Annotated in this window: 15 protein-coding genes and 1 tRNA gene; 4 read left to right on the top strand and 12 right to left on the bottom strand. The window is 75.0% G+C overall.

Translation table 11 applies throughout. The features are described from left to right. The first annotated feature begins 134 nt into the window (after nucleotides 1–134). Together ACIBTS_RS00815 and ACIBTS_RS00810 are read left to right on the top strand one after the other, a co-directional pair. On the top strand, nucleotides 135–1,121 hold the full coding sequence (locus tag ACIBTS_RS00815; protein WP_099937671.1) for an aldo/keto reductase: 987 nt from the start codon (nucleotides 135–137) through the stop codon (nucleotides 1,119–1,121). Then, the gene (locus tag ACIBTS_RS00810) at nucleotides 1,118–3,373 is read left to right on the top strand and encodes a helix-hairpin-helix domain-containing protein (RefSeq protein WP_399315714.1); all 2,256 of its coding nucleotides are present in this window, start codon (nucleotides 1,118–1,120) and stop codon (nucleotides 3,371–3,373) included. Before ACIBTS_RS00815 ends, ACIBTS_RS00810 begins: the two co-directional genes overlap by 4 nt. Before the next feature lie 130 nt (nucleotides 3,374–3,503). Here ACIBTS_RS00810 and ACIBTS_RS00805 read toward each other — a convergent pair whose 3' ends face one another. After that, entirely contained in the window at nucleotides 3,504–4,190 is a 687-nt protein-coding gene (locus ACIBTS_RS00805) for a hypothetical protein (protein ID WP_399315713.1), read from the bottom strand. A gap of 47 nt (nucleotides 4,191–4,237) precedes the next feature. Between ACIBTS_RS00805 and ACIBTS_RS00800 the strand changes: the two genes are divergently transcribed. Next, nucleotides 4,238–4,426 carry a DUF5703 family protein gene (locus ACIBTS_RS00800; protein WP_014671721.1) on the top strand — a complete coding sequence of 63 codons (189 nt, stop codon included), beginning with the start codon at nucleotides 4,238–4,240 and terminating at the stop codon, nucleotides 4,424–4,426. 72 nt (nucleotides 4,427–4,498) lie between these two features. Here ACIBTS_RS00800 and ACIBTS_RS00795 read toward each other — a convergent pair whose 3' ends face one another. The 3 genes from ACIBTS_RS00795 to ACIBTS_RS00785 form a co-directional block, all read right to left on the bottom strand. After that, nucleotides 4,499–5,341: a chaplin gene (locus ACIBTS_RS00795; protein ID WP_399315712.1), complete on the bottom strand. Its 843-nt coding sequence runs from the start codon at nucleotides 5,339–5,341 to the stop codon at nucleotides 4,499–4,501. A 183-nt stretch (nucleotides 5,342–5,524) separates the two neighbouring features. Continuing rightward, nucleotides 5,525–5,758: a chaplin ChpH gene (gene chpH / locus ACIBTS_RS00790; protein ID WP_319674025.1), complete on the bottom strand. Its 234-nt coding sequence runs from the start codon at nucleotides 5,756–5,758 to the stop codon at nucleotides 5,525–5,527. Between the two features lie 167 nt (nucleotides 5,759–5,925). Next, the gene (locus ACIBTS_RS00785) at nucleotides 5,926–7,254 is read right to left on the bottom strand and encodes a M20/M25/M40 family metallo-hydrolase (RefSeq protein WP_319674026.1); all 1,329 of its coding nucleotides are present in this window, start codon (nucleotides 7,252–7,254) and stop codon (nucleotides 5,926–5,928) included. 207 nt (nucleotides 7,255–7,461) lie between these two features. Here ACIBTS_RS00785 and ACIBTS_RS00780 point away from each other — a divergent pair. Next, nucleotides 7,462–7,546, top strand: a tRNA-Leu gene (locus tag ACIBTS_RS00780). Between the two features lie 72 nt (nucleotides 7,547–7,618). Here ACIBTS_RS00780 and ACIBTS_RS00775 read toward each other — a convergent pair. The 8 genes from ACIBTS_RS00775 to ACIBTS_RS00740 form a co-directional block, all read right to left on the bottom strand. Continuing rightward, nucleotides 7,619–9,634 carry a hypothetical protein gene (locus tag ACIBTS_RS00775; RefSeq protein WP_399315711.1) on the bottom strand — a complete coding sequence of 672 codons (2,016 nt, stop codon included), beginning with the start codon at nucleotides 9,632–9,634 and terminating at the stop codon, nucleotides 7,619–7,621. Beyond that, entirely contained in the window at nucleotides 9,631–10,725 is a 1,095-nt protein-coding gene (locus ACIBTS_RS00770) for a hypothetical protein (RefSeq protein WP_399315710.1), read from the bottom strand. The genes ACIBTS_RS00775 and ACIBTS_RS00770 overlap by 4 nt, the downstream gene beginning before the upstream one ends. Continuing rightward, nucleotides 10,722–11,774, bottom strand: a complete 1,053-nt coding sequence (locus ACIBTS_RS00765; RefSeq protein WP_399315709.1) for a hypothetical protein — start codon at nucleotides 11,772–11,774, stop codon at nucleotides 10,722–10,724. Before ACIBTS_RS00765 ends, ACIBTS_RS00770 begins: the two co-directional genes overlap by 4 nt. Nucleotides 11,775–11,923: 149 nt before the next feature. After that, nucleotides 11,924–14,656 (bottom strand): hypothetical protein, encoded by a 2,733-nt coding sequence (locus tag ACIBTS_RS00760; RefSeq protein WP_399315708.1) that lies wholly within the window; start codon nucleotides 14,654–14,656, stop codon nucleotides 11,924–11,926. Further along, the gene (locus ACIBTS_RS00755) at nucleotides 14,653–18,495 is read right to left on the bottom strand and encodes a tubulin-like doman-containing protein (RefSeq protein ID WP_399315707.1); all 3,843 of its coding nucleotides are present in this window, start codon (nucleotides 18,493–18,495) and stop codon (nucleotides 14,653–14,655) included. Before ACIBTS_RS00755 ends, ACIBTS_RS00760 begins: the two co-directional genes overlap by 4 nt. A gap of 205 nt (nucleotides 18,496–18,700) precedes the next feature. Then, a complete protein-coding gene (locus tag ACIBTS_RS00750) occupies nucleotides 18,701–21,157 on the bottom strand; it encodes a VWA domain-containing protein (protein ID WP_399315706.1) in 2,457 nt (818 codons plus the stop codon). Nucleotides 21,158–21,249: 92 nt separating this feature from the next. After that, a complete protein-coding gene (locus ACIBTS_RS00745; RefSeq protein WP_399315705.1) occupies nucleotides 21,250–22,347 on the bottom strand; it encodes a hypothetical protein in 1,098 nt (365 codons plus the stop codon). Beyond that, complete coding sequence (locus tag ACIBTS_RS00740) at nucleotides 22,344–25,448, bottom strand: hypothetical protein (protein ID WP_399315704.1); 3,105 nt, start codon at nucleotides 25,446–25,448, stop codon at nucleotides 22,344–22,346. Before ACIBTS_RS00740 ends, ACIBTS_RS00745 begins: the two co-directional genes overlap by 4 nt. Between the last annotated feature and the right edge of the window lie 355 nt (nucleotides 25,449–25,803).

Below are 25,803 nucleotides of genomic sequence, written 5' to 3'. Positions count from 1 at the left end.
CGCTGTTGCGGAGACAGTAGCGCGCGGGCGGCCGCCGGGTCAGGCCGCGGTCCCGCCGCGCGGGGCCCGCACCCGAGGATTCGGTTATCCACAGGCAACCCACTGCCCAGTTCTGGCCAGTAATCTCGGCGTTCATGGAGCAGAGGCATCTCGGCCGCACCGGCCTGCGTGTGTCCCGCATCGGGCTCGGCACCCTGACCTGGGGCCGTGACACCGACGAGCACGACGCCGCGGACGTCATGAAGACGTTCTGGGAGGCGGGCGGGACCCTCGTCGACACGGCCGACGTGTATGGCGACGGGGACGCCGAATACCTGCTCGGGCGGCTCATAGACGGCCTGGTGCCGCGCCGGGACCTGATCATCTCGACGAAGGCGGGCAGCGTGCCCGACCCGGATCGCCGCTTCGACGGCTCGCGGGGCCATCTCCTCGCCGCCCTCGACGCCTCGCTGGCCCGGCTCGGCACGGACTACGTCGATGTGTGGCAGGTGCACGCCTTCGACCCGGACACCCCGCTGGAGGAGACCCTGCAGGCCCTCGACATCGCTGTCGGCAGCGGCCGCGCCCGCTATGCCGGGGTCTCCAACTTCTGCGGCTGGCAGCTCGCCAAGGCGGCGACCTGGCAGCTCGCCGCCCCCGCCTCCCGGACGCGGCTGGCGGCGACGCAGATGGAGTACTCGCTGCTGCAACGCGGCATCGAGCGCGAGGTGCTGCCGGCCGCGCTGGATCTGGGCATCGGCCTGCTGCCCTCCTCGCCGCTGGGCCGCGGCGTCCTCACCGGCAAGTACCGGGGCGACGCCCTGCCGCCCGACTCACGCGGCGCCTCGGACCACTTCGGGCTCTTCGTCGAGCCCTACCTCGACGACACCGCGAGCCGCATCGTGGACGCCGTGGCGACCGCCGCGGACGGGCTCGCGGTGACCCCGCTCCAGGTCGCCCTCGCCTGGGTCCGCGACCGACCCGGCGTGGCCGCCCCGATCGTCGGCGCACGCAACGCGCAGCAGCTCACGGCGGCATTGTCAGTGGAGGCCCTTAGTCTTCCTGACGAGATCTGCCGGGCGCTCGACGATGTGTCGGCGCCCCTGCACCGCTATCCCGATCACGACTGGAGCACGCTGTGAGCACGGAGCCGGTTCCCCCGGAGAACACGGAGAACGCCGGACCGGCGACGCCGGGGGCGACCGCCGAGAGCGGCGCGGCCGGCGCGCCGCCTGCCACGGAGGCAGAGCCGGAGAGCACGGACCGGACCGACGGCGATGCCGCCGACAGCGACGACAGTGGCGAGGGCGGTGGCGACGCAACGGCTTCGGCGAACGGCGAGGGCGGTGACGGGGAAGCCGCCGCCCAGCTCTCCGAGGCACAGGCCGAGCTCGCCGCGCAGAAGCTCGAGCGGGAGCGGATCGAGCGGCGCAAGGCCGAGAAGGCGGCGCCCATCGCCGCCGGGGCGGGGCTCACCGGGAAGGCCGCCGACCTGCTGGCCGCCGTCCGCGCCGTGGAGGGGGGCGCGAAGCCTTTGGCCACCGTATTCGACGCACCGCAGCCCGCCCCGCGCCGCCCGGCCCCGGAGCCGGTACGGCGTCCGCAGCCGGTGACCGCCGAGCCCGACGCCGGGCCGGCGCCCGTGGCGGCGGACACCGTCGAGGGCGTGCGGCGCGTGCTCGCCGACGGCGGCGCGCCCGAGGCGCTCACGCCGCAGGCCGCCGCCACGCTCGGCGAGGGCGCCGGCGACGTGCTGCGCGAGGACCCGTGGCAGCTGTTGCGCGTCCCCGGTGTGCGGCCCGAGCAGGCCGACGGTTTCGCGCGGGCGCTGCTCGGCCCGCAGAGCGCGCCCGACGACGAACGACGCGGCCGCGCGGTGACGGTCTGGCTGCTGGAGCAGGCCGCCCTGGCCGGGCACACCGCCCTGGAGCTGCCGACGCTCACCGCGGCCCTCGGCCGCCAGGCCGTGCCGGACGCGGACGCGGCCGTGCAGAGCACGCTGGCCGAGGGCGAGGCCCTCGTCTTCCAGGACGCTCTGGACGCGCCCGGAGCCGGGCAGCCGACGGCGGACACCGAGGAGGGCGGCGACGAGGGCGAGGAGGCCCGGCCGGTCCGGGTCCTGGTGGGTCTGGAGCGGTACGCGCTCGCGGAGGAGAGCCTCGCCGACGCGCTGGCCCGCGTGGTCAACTCCCTGGCCAAGGAGGCCTCGGCAGCGTGGGAGTCGGCGACGGCCGAGGCGTCCGGCAGCGCGGCCGAGCTGATCCGCGCCGTCGCCGGGCACGGTCTGGTGCTGCACACCGGCGGCGAGGCCGCCCGCGCCGAACCGGCGGCCCTGCTCACCGCGGCCCGGGCGCTGGGCCTGCGCACCGTCGCGGCCTGCCACACACCGGACGGACGGCGCCGGTTCGCGGCCCTGCTGGGCGAGGCGGGCGGCACCGTCGTGACCGTCCCCGGTCTGCTGGCCGGCGCCGAAGGGCCCGGGCGGGACGCCGACGGCGCCTTCGCCCTCGATCTGCTGGTCGTGCTGGACGCGCCGCAGCTGGACGTGGAGAGCGCCGCGATGCTGGCGGAGTCGCTGCCGGACGGCGCGCGGCTGGTGCTCAGCGGGGATCCGGCGGTGCTGTGGTCGGCCGGTCCCGGCCGGGTCTTCGCCGACCTGCTCGCGGCCCGCGTGTGCCCCCAGGTCGCCTCGCGCACGCCCGATCCGGGGCCGCTCGGCGAGCTGGTCTCCGGCGTCGGCATCGGCGAGCTGAACCAGGTCGACGCGCCCGGCAAGGAGATCGTGATCGTGCCGGTGCGGGACGCGGGCGAGGCTGTGCACCGCACCGTGCAGCTGGTCGCCGACTCGGTGCCGCGCGCCTTCGGGATCGCGCCCGAGGAGACGGTGGTGATCACCCCGGGGCACGGCGGCGCGGCCGGCACGCGCGCGCTGAACGCCGCCCTCAAGGAACGGCTCAATCCGGGCCCCGGCCGCTTCGGCGGCTTCGACCCCGGCGACCGGATCGCCTACTCCCCCGCGCCGGGCCGTACGGTGCCGGGCCTGGTGGTGACGGCCGACGCGGAGGGGCTGCACCTGACGTGCGCGGGCGCCTCCGTCGTCGTACCGAGGGAGCGGGTGGAGCAGGCCGTGCGGCACGGGTGGGCGCTGACCGCGCACCAGGCGGTGGGCAGCCGGTGGCCCGCGGCGGTCGCGGTGCTGCCCGGGGACGCGGCGCAGGCCCTCTCCCGCCCCTGGGTGTACACGGCCTTCGGCCGGGCGGAGCGTCATCTGTCCGTGGTGCACGGCGTGGAACAAGCCCTCCCGAGAGCCGTCGCCGAGGTTCCGGCGAAACCCCGCACGACCCGCCTGCCGATACTGCTGCGCACCCAGGTCCCGGCGGCGGGCCCGGCCTAGGCCGGGCCCAGCACATTCCCAGCACATTCCCAGGACGGTCCTGGCACGAACGGCGGCGGCCGCGAAGGGTCTTCCCCTCGCGGCCGCCGCCGTCACGACCTCTCGGAACCTGCCGGCTCCCCGCTGACTGCTAGCGGTCCGCGTCCAGTGGCTCCAGATCCTCGTCCTCGATGTCCTCGATGTCCACGAGGTCGTCGCCGTCGTCGCCGTCCTCGAGTTCGTCGAACACCGCGCTCACGTCGAAGCGGCACACCACCCGGCCGGGATCGGCCTGGTCGAACGGTGTCTCCAGCCACTCGCCCGGCTCGGCCGGTTCCTCGGCGGCCAGCACCCACAGGGTGGAGTCGCCCTCCTCCAGGCCGAACTCCTTGTGGCGGGAGGCGATCTCGTCCGGTTCGAACTCGCCGAACAGAATGCCCAGCGCCCCGTGCACGGTGCCCGCGACCTCCGCTCCCACTCCCTCGTCGTCCGCCGCCTCGACCCGCTGGGCCTGCGCCAGCAGCCGCTGTGGCTCCGCGACGGCGTAGTCGCGGCGGATCAGCACGCTCAGCGCGTTCGGCTCCTCGGGGCCCTCGTACGGCGGCAGGGACTCCTCCGCGCCGGGGATCTCGAAGGGCGTGACCTCGTCATAGCGGTCGTAGAGCAGTTCGTCATAGACCTCGGCGGCCGCGGCCAACTCGTTGAACGCCTCGTAGACGGCCGGGTCGTCCTCACCCGACCTGCGCTCGACCGCCGCCAGGTGGCGGTCGAGCGCGGTCTTGACCGCCTCGGCGGCGGCACGTACCTCGGCAGCGGTGGGCTGCGCAGCATCAGACATAGTGCAGACGCTATCCGTACCGGGCCCCAGCCCGCACAATAGATGCGATGCCGGAATACGAATTTGTCGACGTGTACGTACCGCGCGGGGTCTCCCGCAAGGAGGCGACACGACTGCTGACCGACCATGCCGAGTACGGACACTGGGAGTTGGACCGCCTGAGCCTGCTGCGTGACGGCAGCCGCAGGGTGCGGTTGCGCAGGCGCATCATCCGCCAGGTGCGGGCCACGTGGTGAGGTGAGACGACGGAAACGGAGCGGGCCCCGCCGAGGCGGGGCCCGCTCCGTCGTGTGCTGCGCCCGGGAGGGTCACACGATGGCGCGCGCCTTGCGGTAGAGCACCGCGCCCGCGAGCAGTGCGCCCGCGCCGGCCGGCAGGACGAGGCCCATCGGCAGGTCGCTGCCGGTGTGCGCGAGTTGCGCGGCGACGGGCTGGGCGGCGGGCCGGTGGGCGGAGGCGGCCGGCGTCACGTGGCCCGAGGTGGACGGCACGGTCCCGGGTCCGGACGGGTTGGACTGGCCGTGCTCGCCCGGCTTGCCGGGGCCCTGGTCACCGGGCTTGCCCGGCGTCTCGTGGCCACGGGACGGAGGCGTGTGGACGCCGGAACCGCCGCCGTTGGCACAGTCGTTGCCCATCGACGGGTTGAGGAGCCCGACGGCGTCGACGCTGTTGCCGCACACGTTCACCGGCACGTCGATCGGCGCCTGGACGTGGTTGCCGGAGCCGACACCGGGCGATCCGTCGGTGTACCCGCCCGCGTGCGCGCCCCCGGAGCCGTCCTGCGCGCCGGAGCCGTCACGGCCTCCACCGTTCTGGCTTCCGCCCTGGTCGTTCCCGCCGTAGTTCCCGGCCTGGCTGCCGCCGTCTCCCCGGTGGTCTCCGTACCCGCCGCCCGACGACGCACCGCCGCTCTTGTTGGCACAGGAGTTGCCGAAGGACGGGTTGAGTGCCCCGACGACGTCGACGGTGTTGCCGCAGACGTTCACGGGGACGTTGATCGGCGCCTGCACCGAGTTGCCCGACAGGACGCCGGGCGAGTCCGTGGCGACGCCGTTCGCGGCGGAGTCGGCGTGGGCGTAGCCGCCGGCGGCGGCGATGACCCCCGTTGCCGCCGCCATGGTCATGAGGCTTTTGCGGGTGACCTGTCGCATTGCTGAATCCCTGCTTTCGATCTCATGCTCGTCCCGAATTCCTCGCATCATTCCAGCTGTTCGAATTCTTCGGGCACTTCGAAGTTCTTCGGCCTTTTCTTCGGAAAACGACCGGTCGGCCCCGGAGCGCATGGCGCGCGCCCCGGGGCCGACGGCGACGGACGACCCCTCAGCGGGTCGACGTCACTTGTTGATGCAGACGTTGCCGAAGGCGGGGTTCAGCAGCCCGATCGCCGAGATCGTGTTGCCGCAGACGTTCACCGGGGTGTGCACGGGCACCTGGACCACATTGCCGGACAGGACACCCGGGGAGTGCACCGCGGCACCCTGCGCACCGGCGTCGGCGACGGCCAGGCCCGCACCCGCGAGAACCAGACCGCCAGTGGCAGCCGCAGCAGCAACGACCTTCTTGATCATTATTCCTCCTAGTTGGTAAAGCGATCCCAATGCATCGGATCGCATCACCTGTAACGAGGGGGAATTAATGAGGCTACGAGCTTATCGTCGCATTCACTCTTCCCAGTCACGTCCGCACAAGCGGCCGATTTACCTCGACCGGTGAGATCTCATGTCACCGGGACAAGTCAGGACGCGTCGATGAAGCGGTCGAGCACGCGCACCCCGAACTGCAGCCCGTCCACCGGCACCCGCTCGTCGACGCCGTGGAACATCCCGGCGAAGTCGAGCTCCGGGGGCAGCTTGAGGGGGGCGAAGCCGAAGCCGCGGATGCCGAGGTCGTCGAAGGACTTGGCGTCGGTCCCGCCGGAGAGCATGTAGGGGATGGCCTTCGCGGTCGGGTCCTCGGCGAGCAGCGCGGACTGCATGGCCTCCACGAGCGGCCCGTCGAAGGAGGTCTCCAGGGCCTTGTCCGAGTGCACGTCCTCGCGGCGCACCTTCGGGCCGAGGAGCCGGTCGAGGTCGGCGAGGAACTCCTCCTCGTGCCCGGGCAGGAACCGCCCGTCGACATGCGCGGTGGCCTCGCCCGGGATGACGTTGACCTTGTAGCCGGCGCCGAGCTGGGTCGGGTTGGCCGTGTTGCTGAGGGTCGCGCCGATCAGCTTGGCGATGCCGCCGAGCCGGGCGAGCGTCGACTGCATGTCCTCGGGGTCCAGCTCGGTCCCGAGGGCGTCGCCGAGCTCGTCGAGGAAGGCCCGGGTCGTCTTGGTGACCCGCACCGGGAAGGTGTGCCGGCCGAGCCTGGCGACCGCCTCGGACAGCTCGGTGATCGCGTTGTCCCGGTGGATCATCGAGCCGTGTCCGGCGGTCCCGGCGACGGTGAGCTTCATCCAGTGCATGCCCTTCTCGGCCGTCTGGATCAGATAGAGCCGGCGCTCCTCGCTCACGGTGAACGAGAACCCGCCGACCTCGCTGATCGCCTCGGTGACGCCCTCGAAGAGGTCGGGGTGGTGGTCGACGAGGTGGCGGGCGCCGTACAGCCCGCCGGCCTCCTCGTCGGCGAGGAAGGCGAGGACGATGTCACGGGGCGGCCTGCGGCCGGAGCGCAGCCGGTCGCGGACGACCGCCAGCGTCATCGCGTCCATGTCCTTCATGTCGACCGCGCCCCGGCCCCACACGCACCCGTCGGCGACCTCGCCGGAGAACGGGTGGTGGGTCCAGTCGACCGCGTTGGCCGGGACGACGTCGAGGTGGCCGTGGATGAGCAGCGCGGGCCGGGACGGGTCCTCGCCCTCGATGCGGGCCACGGTGGAGGCCCGGCCCGGGTGCGACTCGAAGATCTTCGCTTCGAGGCCCACCTCGGCGAGCTTCTCGGCGACCCACTCGGCCGCCTTGCGCTCGCCGGGACCCGAGTGGTCGCCGTAGTTGCTGGTGTCGATCCGGATCAGCTCGCGGCAGAGGTCCACGACCTCGTCCTCGCCGGTGACGCTCCTGGCCGTGTCGTCCGTCGCGTTCACGCTGCTTCCTCCCGCTGTCACTGCTGCTGGTCCCCCTCATCCTCCCTCTCCCCCGCGCCCCCGCCCAAGAGCGGTCCCGGCCCGTCACACGCCGTTCACGCCGGACGCGGCCGGGGGCCGGTGGGCCGACCGTGATCGGGGCACCCCGGAAAGCCTGGTAATGTTTACGTCGTCGCCGCGAGGGAAACCCCGCACGACAGACACCTTGTCCGGGTGGCGGAATGGCAGACGCGCTAGCTTGAGGTGCTAGTGCCCTTTATCGGGCGTGGGGGTTCAAGTCCCCCCTCGGACACAGAACCAGAGAGGGCGGTTCCGGCCAGTCGGCCGGGCCGCCCTCTCTGGCGTGTCACACCTCCCAGGCAGGTCAGACGAGCCGCTCGGGGCCGAGGACCCACAGCTCGTGCCGCTCGTACAGGTGCCGTGCGGCGACGCGCAGCGCGCAGGCCGGCAGGTCGGGCACTCCGCGAGGCCACTCACGGGTGAGGATCTCCTCCACGAGCTGGCGGTGCACGAACTCGTCCGACGCCGCCAGGTGAGCGAGGAAGTTCTCCACCGACGTCAGGTACCGCTGGGCCCGGGGCGCGACCAGCCAGTGCAGCAGCCAGGCGGCCACGTGCAGGGCCCGGGCCTCCAGATGGACCTCGACGTCGGGGTCCGCGTCCGTCGGCCGGGAACGCAGCAGCAGCCGCTCGTACAGCAGCGCCCGGCACAGCTCGCCCAGTTCCGCGTCCGTGTACTCGCGCTCCCCCAGCGTGCCGAGGACGAGGTTCTGCGCCTGGCAGTTCAGCGGCCGGCCCAGGATGTCGACGAGGTCGGCCACCGACGCCTCGGTCAGGAGCCGGTGGCGCAGGGTCAGGCGCAGGTCGTGGGCGTGCGGGCCGTGCGGATCGCACAGCTGCCGGACCAGCTCGTCGCGGACCCGCTGCTCCATCGGCTGTCTCGCCCTGGGGCGCTTCCTGATCCTCGGGGTGGGGAGCTCGTGCAGGAAGGGGGTGTCATGCGCCTCCCTCAGGACGGCCTCGTGCTCCCGTGCCGACCGCCGCGGGGCTTCCTGTCGGTAGGGGTCGGGAGCGGTCTGCGTGCCGACGGCGGGCGGGCGGTCGGGCCTGGGCGGGACCGGCGAGGGGTGCGGCCCGTTCGTCGGCGGGGCGGGCACGGGCGGGAGCGGCTCCGTGGACGCCGTTCGCCGCTCCAGCGTGAGCCAGGCCTCCGGGTCGATCCAGGGATGCTGGTCGGCCCAGGGGTCCGGCTCGTCCTCCCAGGGATTCGGGGCCGGACGGGCGGACGGGCACGGGTCGTCCGGCCGGCGCGTCCGTTGCCGCACGGGGGCGGGCTGTGGGGCGGGGATGTGGTTGCGGGTCCGCTGGTGGTGGTCGGGCGGGATCGGGGTGGTCGGCGTGCGGGGGCGGAGCGGGGCGGGGGGCTGGAGGCGGGGGCGGCGCAGTCGTCCCGTCAGTGCGCCTTCGATGACGTCGTAGCGGTCCTCCTCCGGCAGGGACACGGCGTCAGGGACGCGCTTGAGGGGGCGCGGGTACTCGTCCTGGGAGGCCGTGGCGAGCCAGTTGCGGTAGTGGGTGACCAGCATCTCCGCGAGGTCGGCCGCGCGGTCGCGGCCGGAGTCGGTGAGCTTGATGCGGCGCAGGTCGTTGTCCTGGGCATGGGAGCGGCGCCAGTCGGGGACGAAGACCACGCGGTGCGGATGGGCGTCCGAGGTGTCGTAGGTGGCGTAGGTCCAGCCGTCGTTGCCGAGCCACTCGCCGAAGATGTCGCACAGCGCCCACAGGGCCGACAGTGCCGGGTCCGGGAAGGGTCCCCCCGCATCGCCGCGGGCGGCGAGCGCCGCCGACTCCAGTTCGCCGATGCGGGCCGACACCCTGCCGTCCGGGGCGCGCAGGAGCTCGGCGACCAGCCGGACCAGCGGCTCCCGGACCAGGGGGACGCCCTCCTTCAAGGGGCCCTGTCGTTCGTCCGCCCAGTCCTGGATGGTCTTGAGTCCGAAGGCCGGGATCTCTCCCCGGGCATCGTCCAGCCAGCCCGTCTCGGCCCAGGGACCGGAGCCCAGGGCCAGACAGCGGCGGGCGGTGAGGGTGCCGGCCGGGGCCATGAGGGCGTGGCACACGTTGCTCTCCCGGCTGCTGCCGTCCGTGTCCGGCATCCTGCGCAGCAGGACCGCCCGGTCGCCGTGGATGAGGCGCACCACGCTGGTGCGCCCTTTGCCGCCTGTCACCCGCAGCACCGAGCCGCGTTGCTCGGCGAGGTCGCGTGCGGTGCGTTCGTCGCAGGAGTAGGCCACCGCGGTGATGCCGGCGCCCCGGGCGGCACCCCGGCTGCCCGCCCACCGGAACACCATCTGGTCGACCACGCCGCTCGCGTCGCTCACATCCCCACCTCGGCGGGGCCGTCGGCGCCCGTGTCGCCGATCATTCCGCACATGGACAGCACGGAGACCAGCGGTTCGAGGACGCGGCGCGGCCGTACGCCGTGCACGAAACGGTCGTCGCGGTACTGGCTGCCGGTCGCGGAGGCGAAGTGCAGGGTGCAGCGCAGCACGCTGTCGAAGGGCCGTACCCAGGCCGGTCCCGCGTAGTGGCGCAGGAAGGCGTAGGCGTCGCAGCTCTCGGCGCGGAACCGGGCGGCGGAGACCTGCGGCATCGGCGGCTGCGACAGCCAGCGGTCGACCGGCGGCTCGAAGCGCAGGAGGTCGCACTTGTTGATGACGACGGCCGCGGCGACCCCGAGATACGTCCCACTGCGGGGCAGCCGGTCCAGGACGGTCTGGAAGGCCGGGTCGCCGCCGCGGGTGTAGTGGAACGCGCCGCGCAGGGGGTCGAGCTGGGCGTGCGGCAGGGCGCGCAGGGGGTCCACGACGAAGATCAGCGCGTCCACGCCGAGCATGAAGCGCAGCAGGGCGTCGGTGCGCCGCAGGTCCTCGCCGGCGAGGTCGAAGAAGGCGAGCGGGCGGGTTCTGCCGTCGGCGCCGGTGAGCAGCAGGGCCTCCTCGAAGGTGGCGGAGGTCTCCAGCGAGCGGGTGTGCTCCAGCATCCGGCCGGAGCGCAGCACGTCGACCTGCTCCTCCATGAACTCGCGGTGGTCCTGCGGGTTCACGGACTGCCAGGTGATGCCGTACGGCTCCAGACCGCCGTCGGTGATCTCGCCGATCATCTGGGTGAGCAGGTGGGTCTTGCCGGTCGCGGAGTCGCCGACCATGGCCACGGTGAGCGGGCTGCCGTGGGTGAGGTAGGGGACGGGGATGTAGTGCGGGGTCACGCCGTCGGTGTTGCGGCAGCGCTGGTAGGCCGAGCGCAGGGTGTCGGCGCGGCGCAGCGGGCTGGTCTGGCCGCTGAGGTCCAGGGTCTGGTACTGCTGCCGCTCGTCGCGGACGTAGAGGTGGCGTTCGTCGTAGGAGACGACCTCCAGGCAGTAGGGGCAGAGCATGTCGGGGCCGGTGCCGGCCGTGGTGAAGAGGCTCATCGGTAGCGGCTCCTCTCGGTGCCGGCGGTCTCGGGGTCCTGGGCGGTGGTACCGCCGTAGAGCCAGGTGCTCTCCTCGCCGGTGTCGGCGGACGGGCGGCCCGGCGAGGTGTCGGCGGGGTGCGGACCGGCCCGCCAGGGGGGTGTCGTCGGTGGCGGCGGGGGGGCGGACGGGGGCGGGATACGGCGCAGCGAGGCGCGTTTGCGGCCCATCGCGGCGTCGAAGTCGCGCCGGTAGGGGTCGAGGGGGTCGGGCTGGGCCGCGGCGGGGAAGTCGGATCCGGCACCGGGCATGAGGAGTTGCAGCAGTGCTCCCGGCTGGGGGCGGTCGGCGGCGCGGGGCGCGAAGACCGGGGCGAGGGTCTGGGCGAGGGAGGGGTGCGCCGGGAGGTCGGAGGACGGGCCGTCGGGGTGTCCGGGGCGTCCGGTGACCAGCTGGTGCATGACCTGGCCCACGCTCCACAGGGCGTCGCGGGCGTCCGTGAGTCCCTCGCCGTGCCGTTGTTCGGGGGAGGCGTAGGGCGGGATGCCGAAGGGCCGGCGCGGGCGGCCCAGGTGGGTGACGGAGCCGAAGTCCCAGAGCTGGATGCCGTGGTCGTCCCAGCGGACGGCGGCCGGGACGAGGCCCTGGTGGACCAGTCCGACGGCCTCCATGAGCCGTACGGCGAGGACGAGATCGCGTTCGATGACGCGCTGCTGGCTGGTGGACACGCCCTGGGCGAGGGCGGCCACCGAGCGTCCGCGGGGCGCCGCGTAGACGATGAAGGGTTCGGTGGCGTTGATGTCGTAGCCGATCGGTACCGGGAAGAGGCCGCTGTAGCGGGTCCCGGAGTAGGCGCGGTGCACGGTCAGGACGGCGGCGGTCTCTGCCTCGATGGTGCTCTGGGCCGCCTCGTTGGCGAGTTCGGCCTCGGGCAGCCGGACCTGGAGGCCGGACCAGTCGTCGCCGAACTGCACGCGTCGGCCGACGGCGGGCGGGCGGACCATGCGCGGCAGGTCGGGGCCGAAGCGGGCCTCGACCCGGCGGAGGGCGCCCTGTGGGGAGATCATGCTCAGTTCGTCGAACTCGCCGTCGGCGCGTGACCGGCCGTCGGGTTCACCGGGTTCTCGGTGTTCTCCGGGCTCTGGGCGTTCTCCGGGCTCTCGGCGTTCTCCGCGTTCTCCGGGGGTGCCGCCGTGCGGTCCCGGGCGTCGGTCGTTCACCATGTGGCTCCCCCACTGTCACCGTGCGACAGGCCGCTGTCGGCCTTGTCGTCGTCCGCGGCCCGGACGCGGATCCGTACCGTCTCGACCGCCCCCGGGCGCAGGGCGGTGAGTTTGATCGCGCCGACGAAACGACCGGACGACATCCATACGGCGTCGTCGGGCGCGGGCGCCGGGGCCGCGCCCAGCGCGGTGCGTACCGCCCGCGGTGCGAAGCGGATGACGTGCATGGCCGTCGGGTCCCGGCTGAGCAGCGGCAGCTGGGCCGCCGAGCACAGCGGCCGCAGCCGGTCGGCGGCCTCGGGCGTCAGCGCGTCCTGCAGGGGCCGCAGGCCGCTGCCGAGCAGGGCCATGGCGTCGCCGCGGTGGCGGCCGTGGCGGGCGAAGGGAGGCACCGCTATCACCCCGCAGCGTTCGAGGTGGCGGCGGGCGGTGCCGAATCCGTCACGGACGGCGTCCGCGAGGGTGTCGGCGGCCCGGTGCGCGGTCGAGGCGGGGGCGGTGGCGCCCCAGAAGCGGCGCAGCGCGTCGACGGTGGCGTCCGCGAGGTCGGCGACCAGCGTGGGCAGGAGTTCGGGGCCGCCGTCGGCGGCGGTGTGCACCAGCCAGTGCGGTGCGTCGCAGGACGCGGGCCGGTCGTCGGCGGGGCCCGCCGCCGGCGGCTCGGGCGGGAACGGGGCCGGTGTGGGGGGTGGCTGCTCGCCGTTGCGGGGCTTGCGCCAGGGCTCCTCGTCCCAGGGGACGTCACCGGTGGGGGCCTCGCTCCAGGGGTCCTCGGGCCAGTCCTCGTCCGACCAGGTGTCGGCGGGCCAGCCGTCGCCGGTCCGGCCGGCGCGGCCGGGGTAGTCCCGGGGCAGGAAGGCGTCGGGGTCGGGCCGGGCGGGGACGGTGGGGTCGTGCGCGGTCCGGCTGCCGTGGGCTTCGGTGGCGCTGCGGCGCAGTACCACCGCCAGAGCGCGGGCGGAGTCGGCGCATCGGGTGCGTTCGTCGGCGGCCCACCACTGCTGGCGCATCGCCTCGGCCAGGACGGAGTCGATGCCGTCGAGTCCCTGGCGCAGCACGGCGAGGCCGGTGCCCTCGCACCATTCGTCCACGGCCCGCACCCAGTCGGAGCAGACCATCAGCAGACAGGCGGAGGCGGCCACCGCCGCGCCGATCACGCCGATCCACGGAGGCGGGTTCAGCAGGTGCCCGAGCAGGAACGCGCCGGTGGCGCCGAGGACGACGGCGACCGTGCGGGGGCCCGCAGCCTGGCGGATCGGCCCGCGCACGGCCGGGTTGGGTCGGCGGCCGGCGGCGAGGGCCCCGCCGACCAGCAGCACCAGGACCGGCACCACGGCCAGGACGGTGCCCGGCCACCGGCCGAGGCCGGCCAGGGCGATGAGCGCGCCGAGCCCGGCGAGCCGGCCGAGCCCTGCGGAGGCGAAGCCGAAGGGGTGGGAGACGCCGACCCGGCCGGGCAGGTCCGTCGGGCAGCGCTGGTCGAGGCGGGTGGCCAGGCCGGCGGCCGGGACCGTGGCGACCTGTTCGGACAGTGAGGTGAGCCGGCCGGCCACCGTGTGCAGGGCCAGGCCCCGGGAGAGCAGGCCGAGGGTGAAGGCGCCGAGTTCCTCCTCGGTGGCCCGGTCGGGCCGTCCGGTGGAGCGGGGCGCGGTGGGCGGGGTGACCCCCAGCCGGTCCAGTAGGGCGGCGGACTCGGCGGGCGGGACGCCGGGCGCCCCGCTCTCGCGCAGGACGCGGGCGACGACCTCGCGGTAGCGCCACAGGCCGCGGGAGGCGTCCTCGACGGACAGGGGCAGGGCCTGCGCGGCGTCCTTGCCGGTCAGCAGGGCGAGCGGCCGGGCGAGGTCGGACCAGGCGGTGTCGGCGGCGTCCAGGGCCCGGGCGCAGGCGTCGCGTTCCGCGGCGACCGGCCCGCCGGGGCGCAGCAGGCGCTCCGGGGAGCGGACCGAGCCGCCCGGCAGCAGTTCGGCGAGGGCCCTGGGCAGGTCCTCGGGTGCGGGGGCGGCGGCGTCGGCGGTGAGCTGTGCGGCGGGGTCGCCGGCGAACCGGGCGAGGGCCGCGCGCCAGGCCCGGTCGCGGGCCTCGGCGGGCAGGTCGTAGGCGAGGACGTGGGCGGAGAGCGCGACGGTGGCGGACGGGCAGCGCAGGGCCTTCTCCAGCACCTCGTCGAACAGCTCGGGCGGGCGCAGCAGTTCGACCAGCAGGGCGACGGCGGCCTCGCCGGCGGCGGAGCGGCGGCTAGCGGGGACCCGGTCCGCGGGCCGGTCCGGGTGCAGGCCGGGGTGGAGGTCCGGGTGCGGTTCGGGCCGCGGGTCGGGGTCCTGTGCTCCGCACTGCGGGTCGGAGACCCAGAGCACCGCGGCCCCGGCCGTGCGCAGCACGGTGGGCAGGCGCAGCCGGCGGCCGGCTCGGGGCGCGCCGGTCAGCTCGCCTGCCGGCGCGCCGGGCGGCGGTTCGGCGGAGGGCACGTCGCCGACCGCGACGCACAGCACCTGCGGTGCGGACTGGGCGGGGTAGCCCATCACGCGTTCGTAGGCCGCGGTGTGGGCGGTGAGGCCGACGGCGGTGTCCAGGATCAGCAGCCGCAGCGGTCCGTAGCCGCCGGGACGGGCGCGGCCGAGCTGTTCCTGCACGGTCCGCCGGGTCGCGGCGGGGTCGGCTGGGTGGCCCGGCGGCGGCCTCAGATCGAGGACGAGCACGCCGTCGTCCGGCGTCACGTCGTTCACCGCGGGTCTCCCTTCCAGGGATCGTGCTCGCCAGCCTCGTTCCATTCGTCCTGGCCGTCGCTGTCGGCGATCCCCCAGGGCACCGAGGTGTCGGCGCCGGGCCAGGGCGCCTCCGTGGGGGGCCGGTCCGGGTAGGGCGGGTAGCCCACGGGCTGCTCGGCGGCGGGGACGGTACGGCCCGCGGTGGGCACCTGCGGCGGCCCGAGGGGGGCGCCGGGCCAGGGGGGCGGCGAGCCGTCGGGCGCGGCGCCCGGGCGCTGGTACGGCGGATCGTCGGCGGTCGCACCGGGCCGGTGGGAGGGGCCGGCCGGTGACCCGCCCGGTCCGTCGGTCCGGGGGGCGGGCCGGCCGTGGTCGTCCGCCGAGGCGGAGGGCCACCAGGGCGAGCCGCTGTCCGTCCCCGCCGGCGGGTTGCCGGCCGCCGAACCCGGCCAGTGGGGTGCGCCGGTCGCCGCATCGGCGGGGGCCGGACGGTGCCAGGGGTCGGGGGGCGTGGGCGCCGGGCCTGGCTGGGGCGCGTGGTCCGGCGGGCCGCTCGGCGGGTTGCCGGCCGCCGGGCCCGGCCAGTGGGGTGCGCCGGTCGCCGCATCGGCGGGGGCCGGACGGTGCCAGGGGTCGGGGGGCGTGGGCGCCGGGCCGGAGCCGGGCTGGGGGGCGGGGTCGGGTGGGGTCTCGCCGGGGTGGTCGCGGACGGGGCTGGCGCCGCCGGTGAGGCGGCCCATGCGGGTCCACTCCTCCAGGGCGCGCAGCGTCGACTGGACGGCGTGGGCCTCGTTGGGGAACGCCAGGTCGAGGGCGCCGGGCAGCGACACGGACCAGAACTCCCGCAGCGGGCGCAGCCATTCGGCGATCCGGCCGCCGTACATCCGCTCCCGTTCGGCCAGCAGGTCGAGTTGGCGCGGCGCCACCTCGTGGACGAGCTTGAGGTAGAGCGGCGAGGGGCGGCTGCCGGAGGTGCCGAGGCCGTTGGGGAGGGTGTTCATCAGGACCCGGCAGTAGTCCTCGACGATGGCGTCCTCCTCCAGCAGCGCCCAGCGCTCGTAGGCGCGCAGCAGGCTCGCCCAGCTGGAGACGCCGTCGCGGTGGTCGTCCAGCCGGAGGGTGAGGCCGGGGGCCTCGGGGCCCATCTCGTCGTGCAGGCGCAGCGTCACGCGCTGCGGGGACGCGGGGTCGCCCTGGACGTCGACCCGCCCGTTCCAGATGACGCACAGCAGGCGCTGGAGGATGTGCCTGCGATCGTCGGGGGTGCAGGCCAGCCAGTCGTCCTGGTGGCCGAGCCGCTGCCGCCAGCGCAGGACGTCGTCGTCCCGGCGGTCCTCCTGGGCTCGGGCCCACTGGCGCATGACCTCGCGGGCGCCGGGCACCTCGGTCAGGCTCATCTCGCTGCGGAACAGCACGACGGTGATGGAGTCGGTGTCGACGGGCCGGAAGACGATGCTGCGGCGGCCCTTGGGCAGGTGGAGGGCCTTCTCCAGGTAGTCCTCCAGGACGGTGCGACGGCCGTGGGTGCTGGGGTAGGTGATGAGGACCTTCAGGGGGCCGTTGCCCTCGGGGGTGAAGCCGGCCGGGAGGAGTCCGGCCAGCTTGTAGGTGAACTGCTCCAGCGCGGGCTTGCTGACGCCTCGGGCGGCCTGGCCCTCGCCGACGGCCGCGGACAGGAGCGTGCCCATGCTGGGCAGCAGCGGCTGGGCCCGCTGCTGGGTGCCGGGCTCGGCGAAGAGCTGCTCGACCCGCTTCTGCAGGACGGTCTTGACCTCCGAGACGGCGGCGGCCGGGTTGCGCCGCCCCGCGGTGAAGGCCGCCTCCCAGCGGTCGGCCGAGACCAGATGGGTCAGCAGGTCGGCCTCGTCGCCGCCGCGGCCGAGCTGGGCGCTCTCCACGAGTCGGTCGATGAGGTCCTCGTAGAAGTCGCGCAGGCTGTTCTGCGGGGGCAGCAGGTAGGAGACGCCGGCCCGGTCGTCGTAGAGCTCCTTCAGCCCGGCGGCCCAGGCCCGGGGTTCCTCCTCCAGGTGTTTGTCGAAGGCGTCGGCGAGCTGGCCGATGTCGTGCCGGAGGTCCTCCGCGGAGCGGCGCCAGCGGGGTTCCTGTTCGTCCCAGGCGCGGTGCCAGATGTCCTTGGCCCGCCACGCGTACCAGCGGTCCTGCTCGTCGAGGGCGGCGCGGACCTCCTCGTCGCCCCAGCGGGCCCGGGACAGTCCGCCGGCCCGGCGGCGGATGCGGGGCACGGACGGGGGCTGTACGTCGACGCCGGCCGGCCGGGACGGTTCCTGACGGCGGTTCTCCAGCATGCCGAGGAAGCCGAGTCCGGCGGCGCCGGGCTGTCCGGGCACGCCCTTGACGACCGCCTCCAGGCTCAACAGGTCGACCTTGCGCAGCAGTTGCTCGGCGGCCACCCGCGGCACGAACGCGTCGGCCAGCGCGGGCACCTGCCGCTTGAGGCGGGTTTCGAGGTCGCCGAGCAGGCGCTGCATCTCCTCCAGCCGGTCGCGCAGCGCCTGCTGGATCTCCGAGGTCCCCTTGGGCACCGGGTCCGGGTCGGGCACGGGCAGCGCCTCGCGCCGCCAGAGGGGCGCGATGCCGGCGGCGGTGAACATCTCGTGGACCAGGGAGCGGACGTCCAGGGCTGTGTGGGCGCTCGCGTCGGTGAGCCGCCGGACGGCAAGGGCGAGCATCCGGGCCGCGACCAGTTCGGCGAGTTCGTCGAGCGGGGAGGTCATGGCGGCGACCAGGCTGGTGGAGATGCCCCGGTGGCCGATGCCGGTGGCGGAGCGGGTGCGGCGGTCGACCTCGGCGTTGATGAAGTTGGAGGAGAACGTCTGGTCGTCGTGGTCGGTGCCTCTGGCGGTGTCGCCGAGGTCGGTGCCGATCAGCGACATCACCAGGGAGACCATGGAGCGGCGCAGGTCGTCGGGGCGGATGCCCGCGGTGGGGCTGAACAGGAAGGCCGTCGGGACGGTGCCGGTGCGCAGCCGGACCGGGTGCATCTGCGGGTAGCGCATGGCGGTCGGGTCGGGCCGGCCGGTGTCCCCCAGGTTGGCCTTGGGGTCCGGCACGTTCTGCTCGTCCACCAGCCGGGACAGGTCCACCACGGCCCGGGCGGCGTTGAGTTCGGCCCGGCGTCCACCGCCCTTGCCCGGCGGGAAGGCCTTCGGCATGACGACCAGCGGGTAGACGCGGGCGGACAGCCGCTTCTCCTTGAAGACCTGCCCGATCAGGTACAGGTAGTCCAGGAAGATCCCGGCGCCGGTGCCGCCCGCCACCGAGAACGCCACGAAGACGTCACAGCCGTTGAGCGGTCCGCCGCCCAGCTCGCTGAGTTCGCCGCCGGACAGGCCGATCGCGTCGATGGCCCGGCGCAGCGGGTCGAGCACCGGGGCCGGGCCGTCGCGCAGGGTGGCGAACAGGGCTGCGCGGCCGACGGTCGGCAGCTGTCCGGCGCCGCTGCGCAGCGGGGTGACCTTCGGTTCGTCGTCCACCGGGGGCAGCCAGCCGGCCACCTCCGTGCGGAGCACGGCCCGCAGCATCTGGGTGACCTCGGGCGAGCTGTCGAACTCGGCGGGCAGCAGGTCGTGGGTGGCGCGCGCGGTGCGGGAGTACGCCTGCCGCAGTGCCGGGTCGGCGCTGAGGTGGGGCAGCTTGGCGAGTTCGGCCTCGCTGTAGTCGGCGTACACGAACTGGACGCAGTCGGGCAGTTGGTGCGGGAGTCGGCGGCCGTCGCCGGTGAGGGCGGTGCCGTCGGGCCCGCAGAGTTCGGCGCGCAGACGGCGTTCGAGTTCGGCCCCTACCAGGCCGCCCGTACCGCCCAGGCCGACGAACAGCATCGGCTGGAATATCTTCATCGGTGCGATCCCCTCCGCCCGGGCGGCGGTTGACGGCCCGGCAGCGTGTCTGTGTGGCCCGGCCGCCTGGGCGGGGCCGGTGGTGTGGTGTGCGCGGGAAGGCGGAGCTGCCAGGGCCCCAAGGACCCCAAGGCCCGAGAAGCCTCAAGGGCCTCGGGACCTCAAGGGCCTCAAGGGCCTCAAGAGCGGGTGACCCGCCGTCCGGTCACAGATCGGGGTCGTAGGCGTCGGCTCCGGCTGCGGGCACCCGGGGGGTGTCGTCGTGGACGGCGCGTGCGGGGGGCTGGCCGTGCGCGTCCCGGCGCGGCCCGGGGGCCGTGCGTGCGGGACGGCCCGGGCGGGCGGGCCGGTCGGCGGGTTCGGAACGGGCGGGCCGGGGGAACGGCAGGCGCAGGCCCAGGCCGGCCGAGGGGCGCCGGACGCGGCTGCGGGTCGAGTCGACCTGCAGCCGCAGCTCGCCGGTGAGCGGCGCCGTCCTGCCGTACGCGATCGCGGTCCCGGTGGTCTCGGGGGTCCGCAGCCGTGCCATGCGCTGGGCGTCCCGGCGGACGGCGAAGCGGCCCTGCCGGTCCGGCACCAGCCGGGGGTCGGTGCCGCCGCCCGCGACCACGCCGAAGCGGTACTCGGGGCCGTCCGTGCGCACCTGGATCGTGCTGACGGGCCGTTCGCCCTGGCCGTCCTCGTCCGGGACGAGCAGGGTGAGGACCAGTCCGCGCACGTTGTGGACGCGCTTTCGCTCCAGCAGCCGCCAGCCGGTCCAGGCGGCCGCGGCGACCAGCAGCAGGCCCAGGGTCAGCAGCAGTTTCCAGTGCTGTTCCGGCCAGCCCGGCATCGGTGTCACGCGCAACGTCAGCAGCCGGGCGTCCAGCACCCGCGCGGGCTGCCCGGTGTCGTACACCACGATCTTGGCCGAGACCGGGCCGGGGCGTACGCCGGATCCGACGCGCACCTCGGCCCGCACGGTCCGGGTCTGCCCCGGGTCGAGGCGCACCCGGGCCGGGGTCACGGTGAGGTCGCCCCGGGAGCTGTCCTCCAGGATGAGGTGCAGGATCCGCGCGCTCGTGGAGTCGTCGGACGCCTTCAGGGTCACCGGCACGCTCTCGCCCGCGTGCACGGTGGCGTCGAAGACGCCGACATGGGCCTGCACCTGCGCGTTCTCCGCGGCCACGCCGGTCACGAAGGGCCGGTGGTCGGCGGTGAGCCCGATGGCGGTGAGGACGCCGGTCACCTTGAGGCGGTCGGTCGCCGTCCGCGGGATCGTGACGGTGCCGGTGAACCGGCCGTCGCCCGCGTGCTCGTCCTCGCCGCGCCCGTCGTCGGCGAGCCGGACGGGCCGGGGGGTGAACCCGGCGCCGTCGAGCGTGGCCGAGACCTTCAGTACGTCGAGGTCGGCCGGCTCGCCGTTCCAGGTCTGGAGCTGGAGGCCGACGGTGGCCTGCTCGCCGGGGTGCGGGGTCGCCGGCGTCATCACGATCGACGAGCGCAGCGCGCCGCGCCACTGCACGCCCACGCTGGCGAGCCGGTCGCGGTGTCCCTCGGGCGCGCTCAGGTCGACCGTCCAGGTGCCGGGGCGCGGGGCGACCATGCGCAGCGACTCCACCTCCTGCTCGGCGCCGGTGAGCTCGTAGGAGGACACGCCGTCGTCGCGGGTGCCGTCGATCTCCTGGCCGCCGGGGGCGCGGATGCGGACCCTGACCGCCGGGTCTCCCTTGGAGACCACGATGGTGGCCAGCGTCGCCAGCGGCGAGATCCGCAGCTTGATGGTGGCGGGCGGGGTGTCCTGGGCGGTGGCCTCGTAGATCATGCAGCGGGCGCTCGCGAACGCCTTCTGGACCGCCTCGCCCAGCGCCGTGGAGTCCTTGACGACCTGGGACGCGGGCCTGGCCTGCGCCAGGTCGACGCAGGCGCCCTGGTAGCCGCCGGCGGCCATGGCGTGCAGCGCGTCCGGGTCGGGCGAGCCGAAGCCGAGCGGCCAGATCTGCACCTTGGCCGCTCGGGCCTCGGCGAGGGCCGCCCGCAGTTCCCGGCCGCCGTTGGCCTTGCGGCTGGCGGCGTCCGCGCCGTAGGCGGGGCTGTCCGAGACGTCCAGGACGCCGTCGGTGAGCAGGAAGAGGATCCGCGGGCCGGCGACCGACTCCTCGGAGAGACGGGCGATGCCCTGCCGGATCGCGGCCGGGAAGTCGGTGCCGGTGCCCTCGCCCTTGCCGCGCCGGTCGAGCTTTCCGACGCAGTCGCCGATCTTCTCGCGGGCCACCGCGTTCAGGGCCGTGGGCGGGCACACCTCGTCGACGGCCTGCTGCTCGTCGTTGTCGGCGCTGGCGAAGCCGAGCACCGTCAGCCTCGAGCGCGGGGATATCTCGGCGAGCGCGATGCGCTGCGCGGCGTCCCGCTCGCGGTCCACGTCGTCGGCGCTCAGGCTGTTCGACTCGTCGACCGCGACGGCCAGGTTGATCGCGTCCGACGCGTCGCCGGCAGCCCGTCCTGCCGCCCCAGCAGCCCCGGGCGCGCCGGATGCCGGGACGCCGGCTCCGATCAGCAGCACCGCGGCGAGCAGCGCGGCCGCGGCGCGGGCGGAGCGGCGCGCAGGACGCTCGGGACGGGCACGGAAACCTCTCGAACATTTGCTCAGATTTCGGACATCACCGCTGGACAGGTTCCCCACGTTCCCCACTTCGCCTTTCGACTGTGTCCCGCCGTACCTCGACCCCGACCCCGACCCCGGCCCCCGTCCGCAGAGCGCCGCGGACGGGTTGCTCACCCCTGCGGACCCGGCGAACCCGGAGCCCCCGGCGACCCCGGCGTCGTGTTCCAGTAGTCGTCGTCACGGCGCCTGCGCCGGGTTCCGCCGTCAGGGGCGGGCCGGTGCTCCGCCTCGCGGTCGGAGTCCGGCCACGGCGGGGTGTCCTGCGGCTCCGGGCGGGCTCGCGGTGCCGGCGGCGGCGCCGTAAGTTCCCTCGGCGGCGGCACGAAGGGGCCGGGCACGGCCGGGGGCGGGTGGCCGCCCGGGGTCAGCGAGGCGAGGACCCTGGTCCGCAGGAACCCCTCCAGCTCGGGGCTGGTGATCCGGCCCTGGTCGAGCATGCGGAGGAAGAACTCCTGCGTCTCGCGGCGCCCCTGGGCCTCGTCCTCGCGCATCATGGCGATGACGTCGGCCACCTCCTCCCTGTTGCCCATGGCCATCAGGTAGGCGAGGCGGCCCTCCGCCGAACTGGTCGTCACCTGGTAGAAGTCCGCCAGGCGTTCGGTCACCGCCTGGTGCTGCGCGGCCTGTCTGCGGGCCTCGGCGACCTGGGTCTTGCGCATGTCGTCGGTGTCGACCTCGACGAACAGCTGGGTGCGCAGGCCCACATCGGCCCCGAGGCCGGCCCAGCGTTCGGCCTCGGTCTCCGCAAGGATGGCCTGGTTGGCCCGCTGCGCGTCCTCCACCGCGAACCGGCCGGAGACCTGCCGCAGCCGGGAGACGATCTCCGGTCCCAGGTCGCGCTCGACGCTGGCCAGACGGACCTCCGCGACGCGCTGGTAGTCCGTCACCTCCCAGCGCAGCGTCACCTTCGTGCGGAAGAAGGTGGCCCCGTCGGCCGCCGGCAGATCGACGGTGAAGACCGTGGTGTGCCGCCCGCGGGCTATCTCGCAGACGCTGACGGGCCGCGCCCAGTAGCGCCGGGGCGCGAGTATCCGCGTGCCCTGCGAGGTCATCAGGCTGCACCCGCCGCCGTCGTAGTAGACGACCGAGGCGATCTCGGCGCTCGTCTGCTGGAACCTGCCGCTCCCCTGCAGCACCCGGGCGCGCAGATAGGGCCCGGCGATGATGTCCGGCAGACCGTCGGTCCCCGGCTGCCCGTTGTCGGTCACGGCTGCTCCCCTCCTCGGCCACGCAGGCCTGCCCCCACCGCGTCGAGCACATGGCCGACGAAGCGTTCGTCCATCGGCTCTCCCGGGTCGGCGGCCAGCGCCTCCAGCACCCAGGTGAGCCGTTGCCAGTCCCGCTCCTCGCGGACGAGGAGGGGGAGGAACCACACGAGCGCACGCAGCAGTTCGCCGCCCGCCGCGGTCGCCGCGTCCTGCTCCGCCGCGCGCAGCCAGGACGACAGTCCGTCCAGGGCACGCTCGCCGGACAGATGGCTGTCGAAGACCCGCCAGAGCAGTGCGGCCAGCGGACCGGCCGCCGCCGGTACGGTGACGGCGATCGCGAGCGCCAGGGGCCAGTCGCGCAGCCGGCCCAGCTCCGCGTCCACGGCCGCGACGTCGGCGCGCGGCACGGCCGGGCGGCCCGGGACCGTCCGCCACAGCCCGGGGAACCGGACGCCGGCGGCCCTGCCCGTCGACGGTCCCATTCCCACCCGGCCCGGCCGGCGGGGCTTGCGGGCCGGCCCGGACGGGTAGACCGGTGCCGTTTCCCCCTCACCCGGCTCACCGTCTCGGTCGACGTCGACGCCACCGGCGACGTCGCCACCGCCGACGCCACCGCCGCCTCCGTCGCGCCGATCGCTCCGCGGGTCGAGATCCGGGCCGGGCCCCTCGGGCTCCCAGTAGTCGTCGCAGGGCGCGATGCACAGCCGTACGCCGGTCAGGAGAGACAGCTCGCGGCGGTCTCCGGCCGCCTCGACGGCCCATTCGCCCAGCAGCGTCAGCGTCTCGGCGGCCCTGCTGCCCGCGGCCAGCCGGGCCAGGGCGTAGGAGGCGACCTGGAGGTGCCGGCCCTCGTCCCTGACGCCTAGGCGGCCGAGCAGTTCCACCGCGGTGCGGGTGTCGGGCTCGATCCTGCCGTGGCCGAGGGCCAGCGCGGCCGTCCAGCGCAGACCGGTCTCGTCCGCGTGCGCCCACTCGTCCACGACGGCCCGGACCGCCGTCCGGCACGGCTCGCGGCGTCCGGCCTGGTCCAGGGCGGTGGCGGCGGCGTACCGCCTGCGGGCGGAGCGCGCGCAGGCGAGCGGGGAGACGAGCTCGACGAAGCCGTATCCGGGGTCGGCGGTGCTCAGTTCGCCGGCCGCGAGCGCGGCGCGGACCCAGACCTGGGGCCGGGGGTCGTCGGCGAGGGCGCGCAGCCAGCGGACGATCGGCGCGCGGGCCGCGTGGTGGCTCTGCCACACCTCGGCGAGCACCGCGCCGGCGAAAGCCTCCCCCTGGTAGCGGACGGTGCGCACCGGCAGCGGCACTCCGGCCAGGCTCTCGTCCTCGCTCTCGCCGAACTCGGCGCGGGCGGCGGCGAGAAGGCCGTCCCAGTCCTCGGCGAAGACCGGGCGTCCGGGTTCCTGCCCGGGGGTCCGGGCGGTCAGCAACTCTGCGGCCAGCAGGTCGGCGGCGTCGGCGACCGCGCTGAACGCCTCGCCGTCCAGGACCGCCAGGGCCACCCGGAAGGCGGCCTGCCGCAGCAGGGCGCGGGCCGCCTCGTCGGCGCCGTCCGTCGCGGTCGGGCGGTGGCGGGCGTCGGCGAACCAGGCCTGGACCTGGGCGCGCGCCATGTCGCCGCAACGGTCCAGGAGTTCGGCCCTGGTGAGCTCGCCGCGAAGGTGCCGTACGACGAGCGCCGCCAGCGCGTCGGTCTCGGCGGGACGGAGGCGGTCGAGCGGGATGCCCAGCGCCTGGCGCAGGAGGGGATGACGCAGGATCCGCTCGCCCCTGTCCAGCGTCTCCGGGTCCGCCTCTTTCCCCGGGGCGTCGACGAGGCGTCGGGCCAGATGCCAGGACAGCAGCTCCGGTGCGGGCACTGAGGGGCAGCGCAGGGCGTGCCGACCCGTCAGCAGGGTGCCGGCCGGGGTGGACGGGGAGGCGACCAGGACCGCGTACGCGTCCCGCCGGGCCAGGGCCGCGGCCAGGGCGTCCAGGTGCGCCTCGCTCGGCGGGATCCAGTCGCCGGGCGCGTCGGGCAGGTGCAGGACGAAGCCGCCGCCGGGCGCCACGCGTCGGGCGACGGTGGCGGGGTCGCGGAGGATGTGGCCGAGCGAGGAGACGTCCAGGCGGGTCACCTGGCCGGGGGCGAGGTCGGCGTCCGTGCCCTTGCCCCTGCCCTTGCCGGGGAGGGTGGCCCCGTCCGGGACGGCGTCCCCGTCGCCCCCGTCGCCCTCGTCCGGGCGCGTGTTGCCGTCCGGGTCGGCGGGGACAGTGAGCCTGGTTCCGGCGGTGGGTCGGGCGGCCTTGCGGACGGCACCGGTCAGCTGCTCCAGCAGGCACAGTGCGGTGGTCCGGCGTCCGGTGCCGGGCGCTCCCACGACGACGAGCACCCTGCGCTCACGCAGCGCCTCCTTCAGGACCCGATAGCCCTCGGGGGCGCGAAAGGCCCGGCCGAGCCGCATGAGTTCCTCCTCCGGCACCTCGCCGAGCACGGCGGAGCCACTCTCGCCCGCGCCCACATGGACGTCGCCGAAGTGCGCGTGGCCGAAGCGGGAGCGGTCGAACACGCTGCCGTTGCCCCGGACGGTGAACCGGGCGCGTCCTTCGGAGCGGGACCGGTTGGCGGCCCGGGCGCCACCGGCCCCACCGGCCGCGCCGTCGGCCGCGACGGGGTCCCGCATGGCCTCCCTGAAGCGCTCCCCCTCCCGCCGCTGCCTCTCCTCCCACTCGGCCCGCGCCCGCTCGGCGGCCTCGTCCCTGCCCTCGACGCCCCCGGCCCCCTCCGCCCGGTCACCGCGCCCGGCATCACGGCTCCCCTGCCCCTCGCGCCCGTCGCGGCCATCACGCCCGCCGGGCCGGTCGCCTCGTCCGTCCCGCCCGGTGCCCCGGCCGTCATGTGCGCTGTCGTGGCCGTCGCGGCTGCCGTCCCGGTCGCCGCGCGCGCTCTCTCCGTCGGCACGCTCGTCGGCCCGGTCACGGTCGGCGTACCGTTCTGCGCCGGGCGGCCCGAGTCGGTCCCGTTCGGCCGGCTGGTGCTGTGGGACCTGCGCGGCGCCCGCGTGCATGGCGCCCGCGTGCACCGGGCCCGCCTGCGCCGCCCGGCCTTGGCCCTCCGCGCTCACGCGGACGCTCCGTCGCGGGTTCGGGCCGACGCGCCGTCAGCACCCGCGCCCCACGCCCCTCGGCGCATGCGCGGTTTCGCGCCATCGGGCAGCCCCCCAGGGCCTCGGCCCCGAACGTCCGCGCCCGCCAAGAACTGGTAGACAGCCCCGCCCGCCACCCGCATCGCCCCCGTCCTGCGTGAATGGGCATCAGCATTCCGGAATCCGGAGGGGCTGGATGCGGCCGTTCACACAATGCGATGCTCGCGCGGGAGCATTCCGGAGAGCGCGCGCCCCAGGCGCACGAACCGCCCCTGTCCGCACCACTTCACGCCCCCGGAAGAGCGGGCGCACGCACTGTCGATGACGGAGCGTC

This window comes from Streptomyces sp. NPDC050121 (genome assembly GCF_044460385.1).
Lineage (GTDB): Bacteria > Actinomycetota > Actinomycetes > Streptomycetales > Streptomycetaceae > Streptomyces > Streptomyces soliscabiei.
The sequence above is the reverse complement of the archived record's forward strand: the minus strand, read 5'-3'. Positions and strand labels throughout refer to the sequence as shown.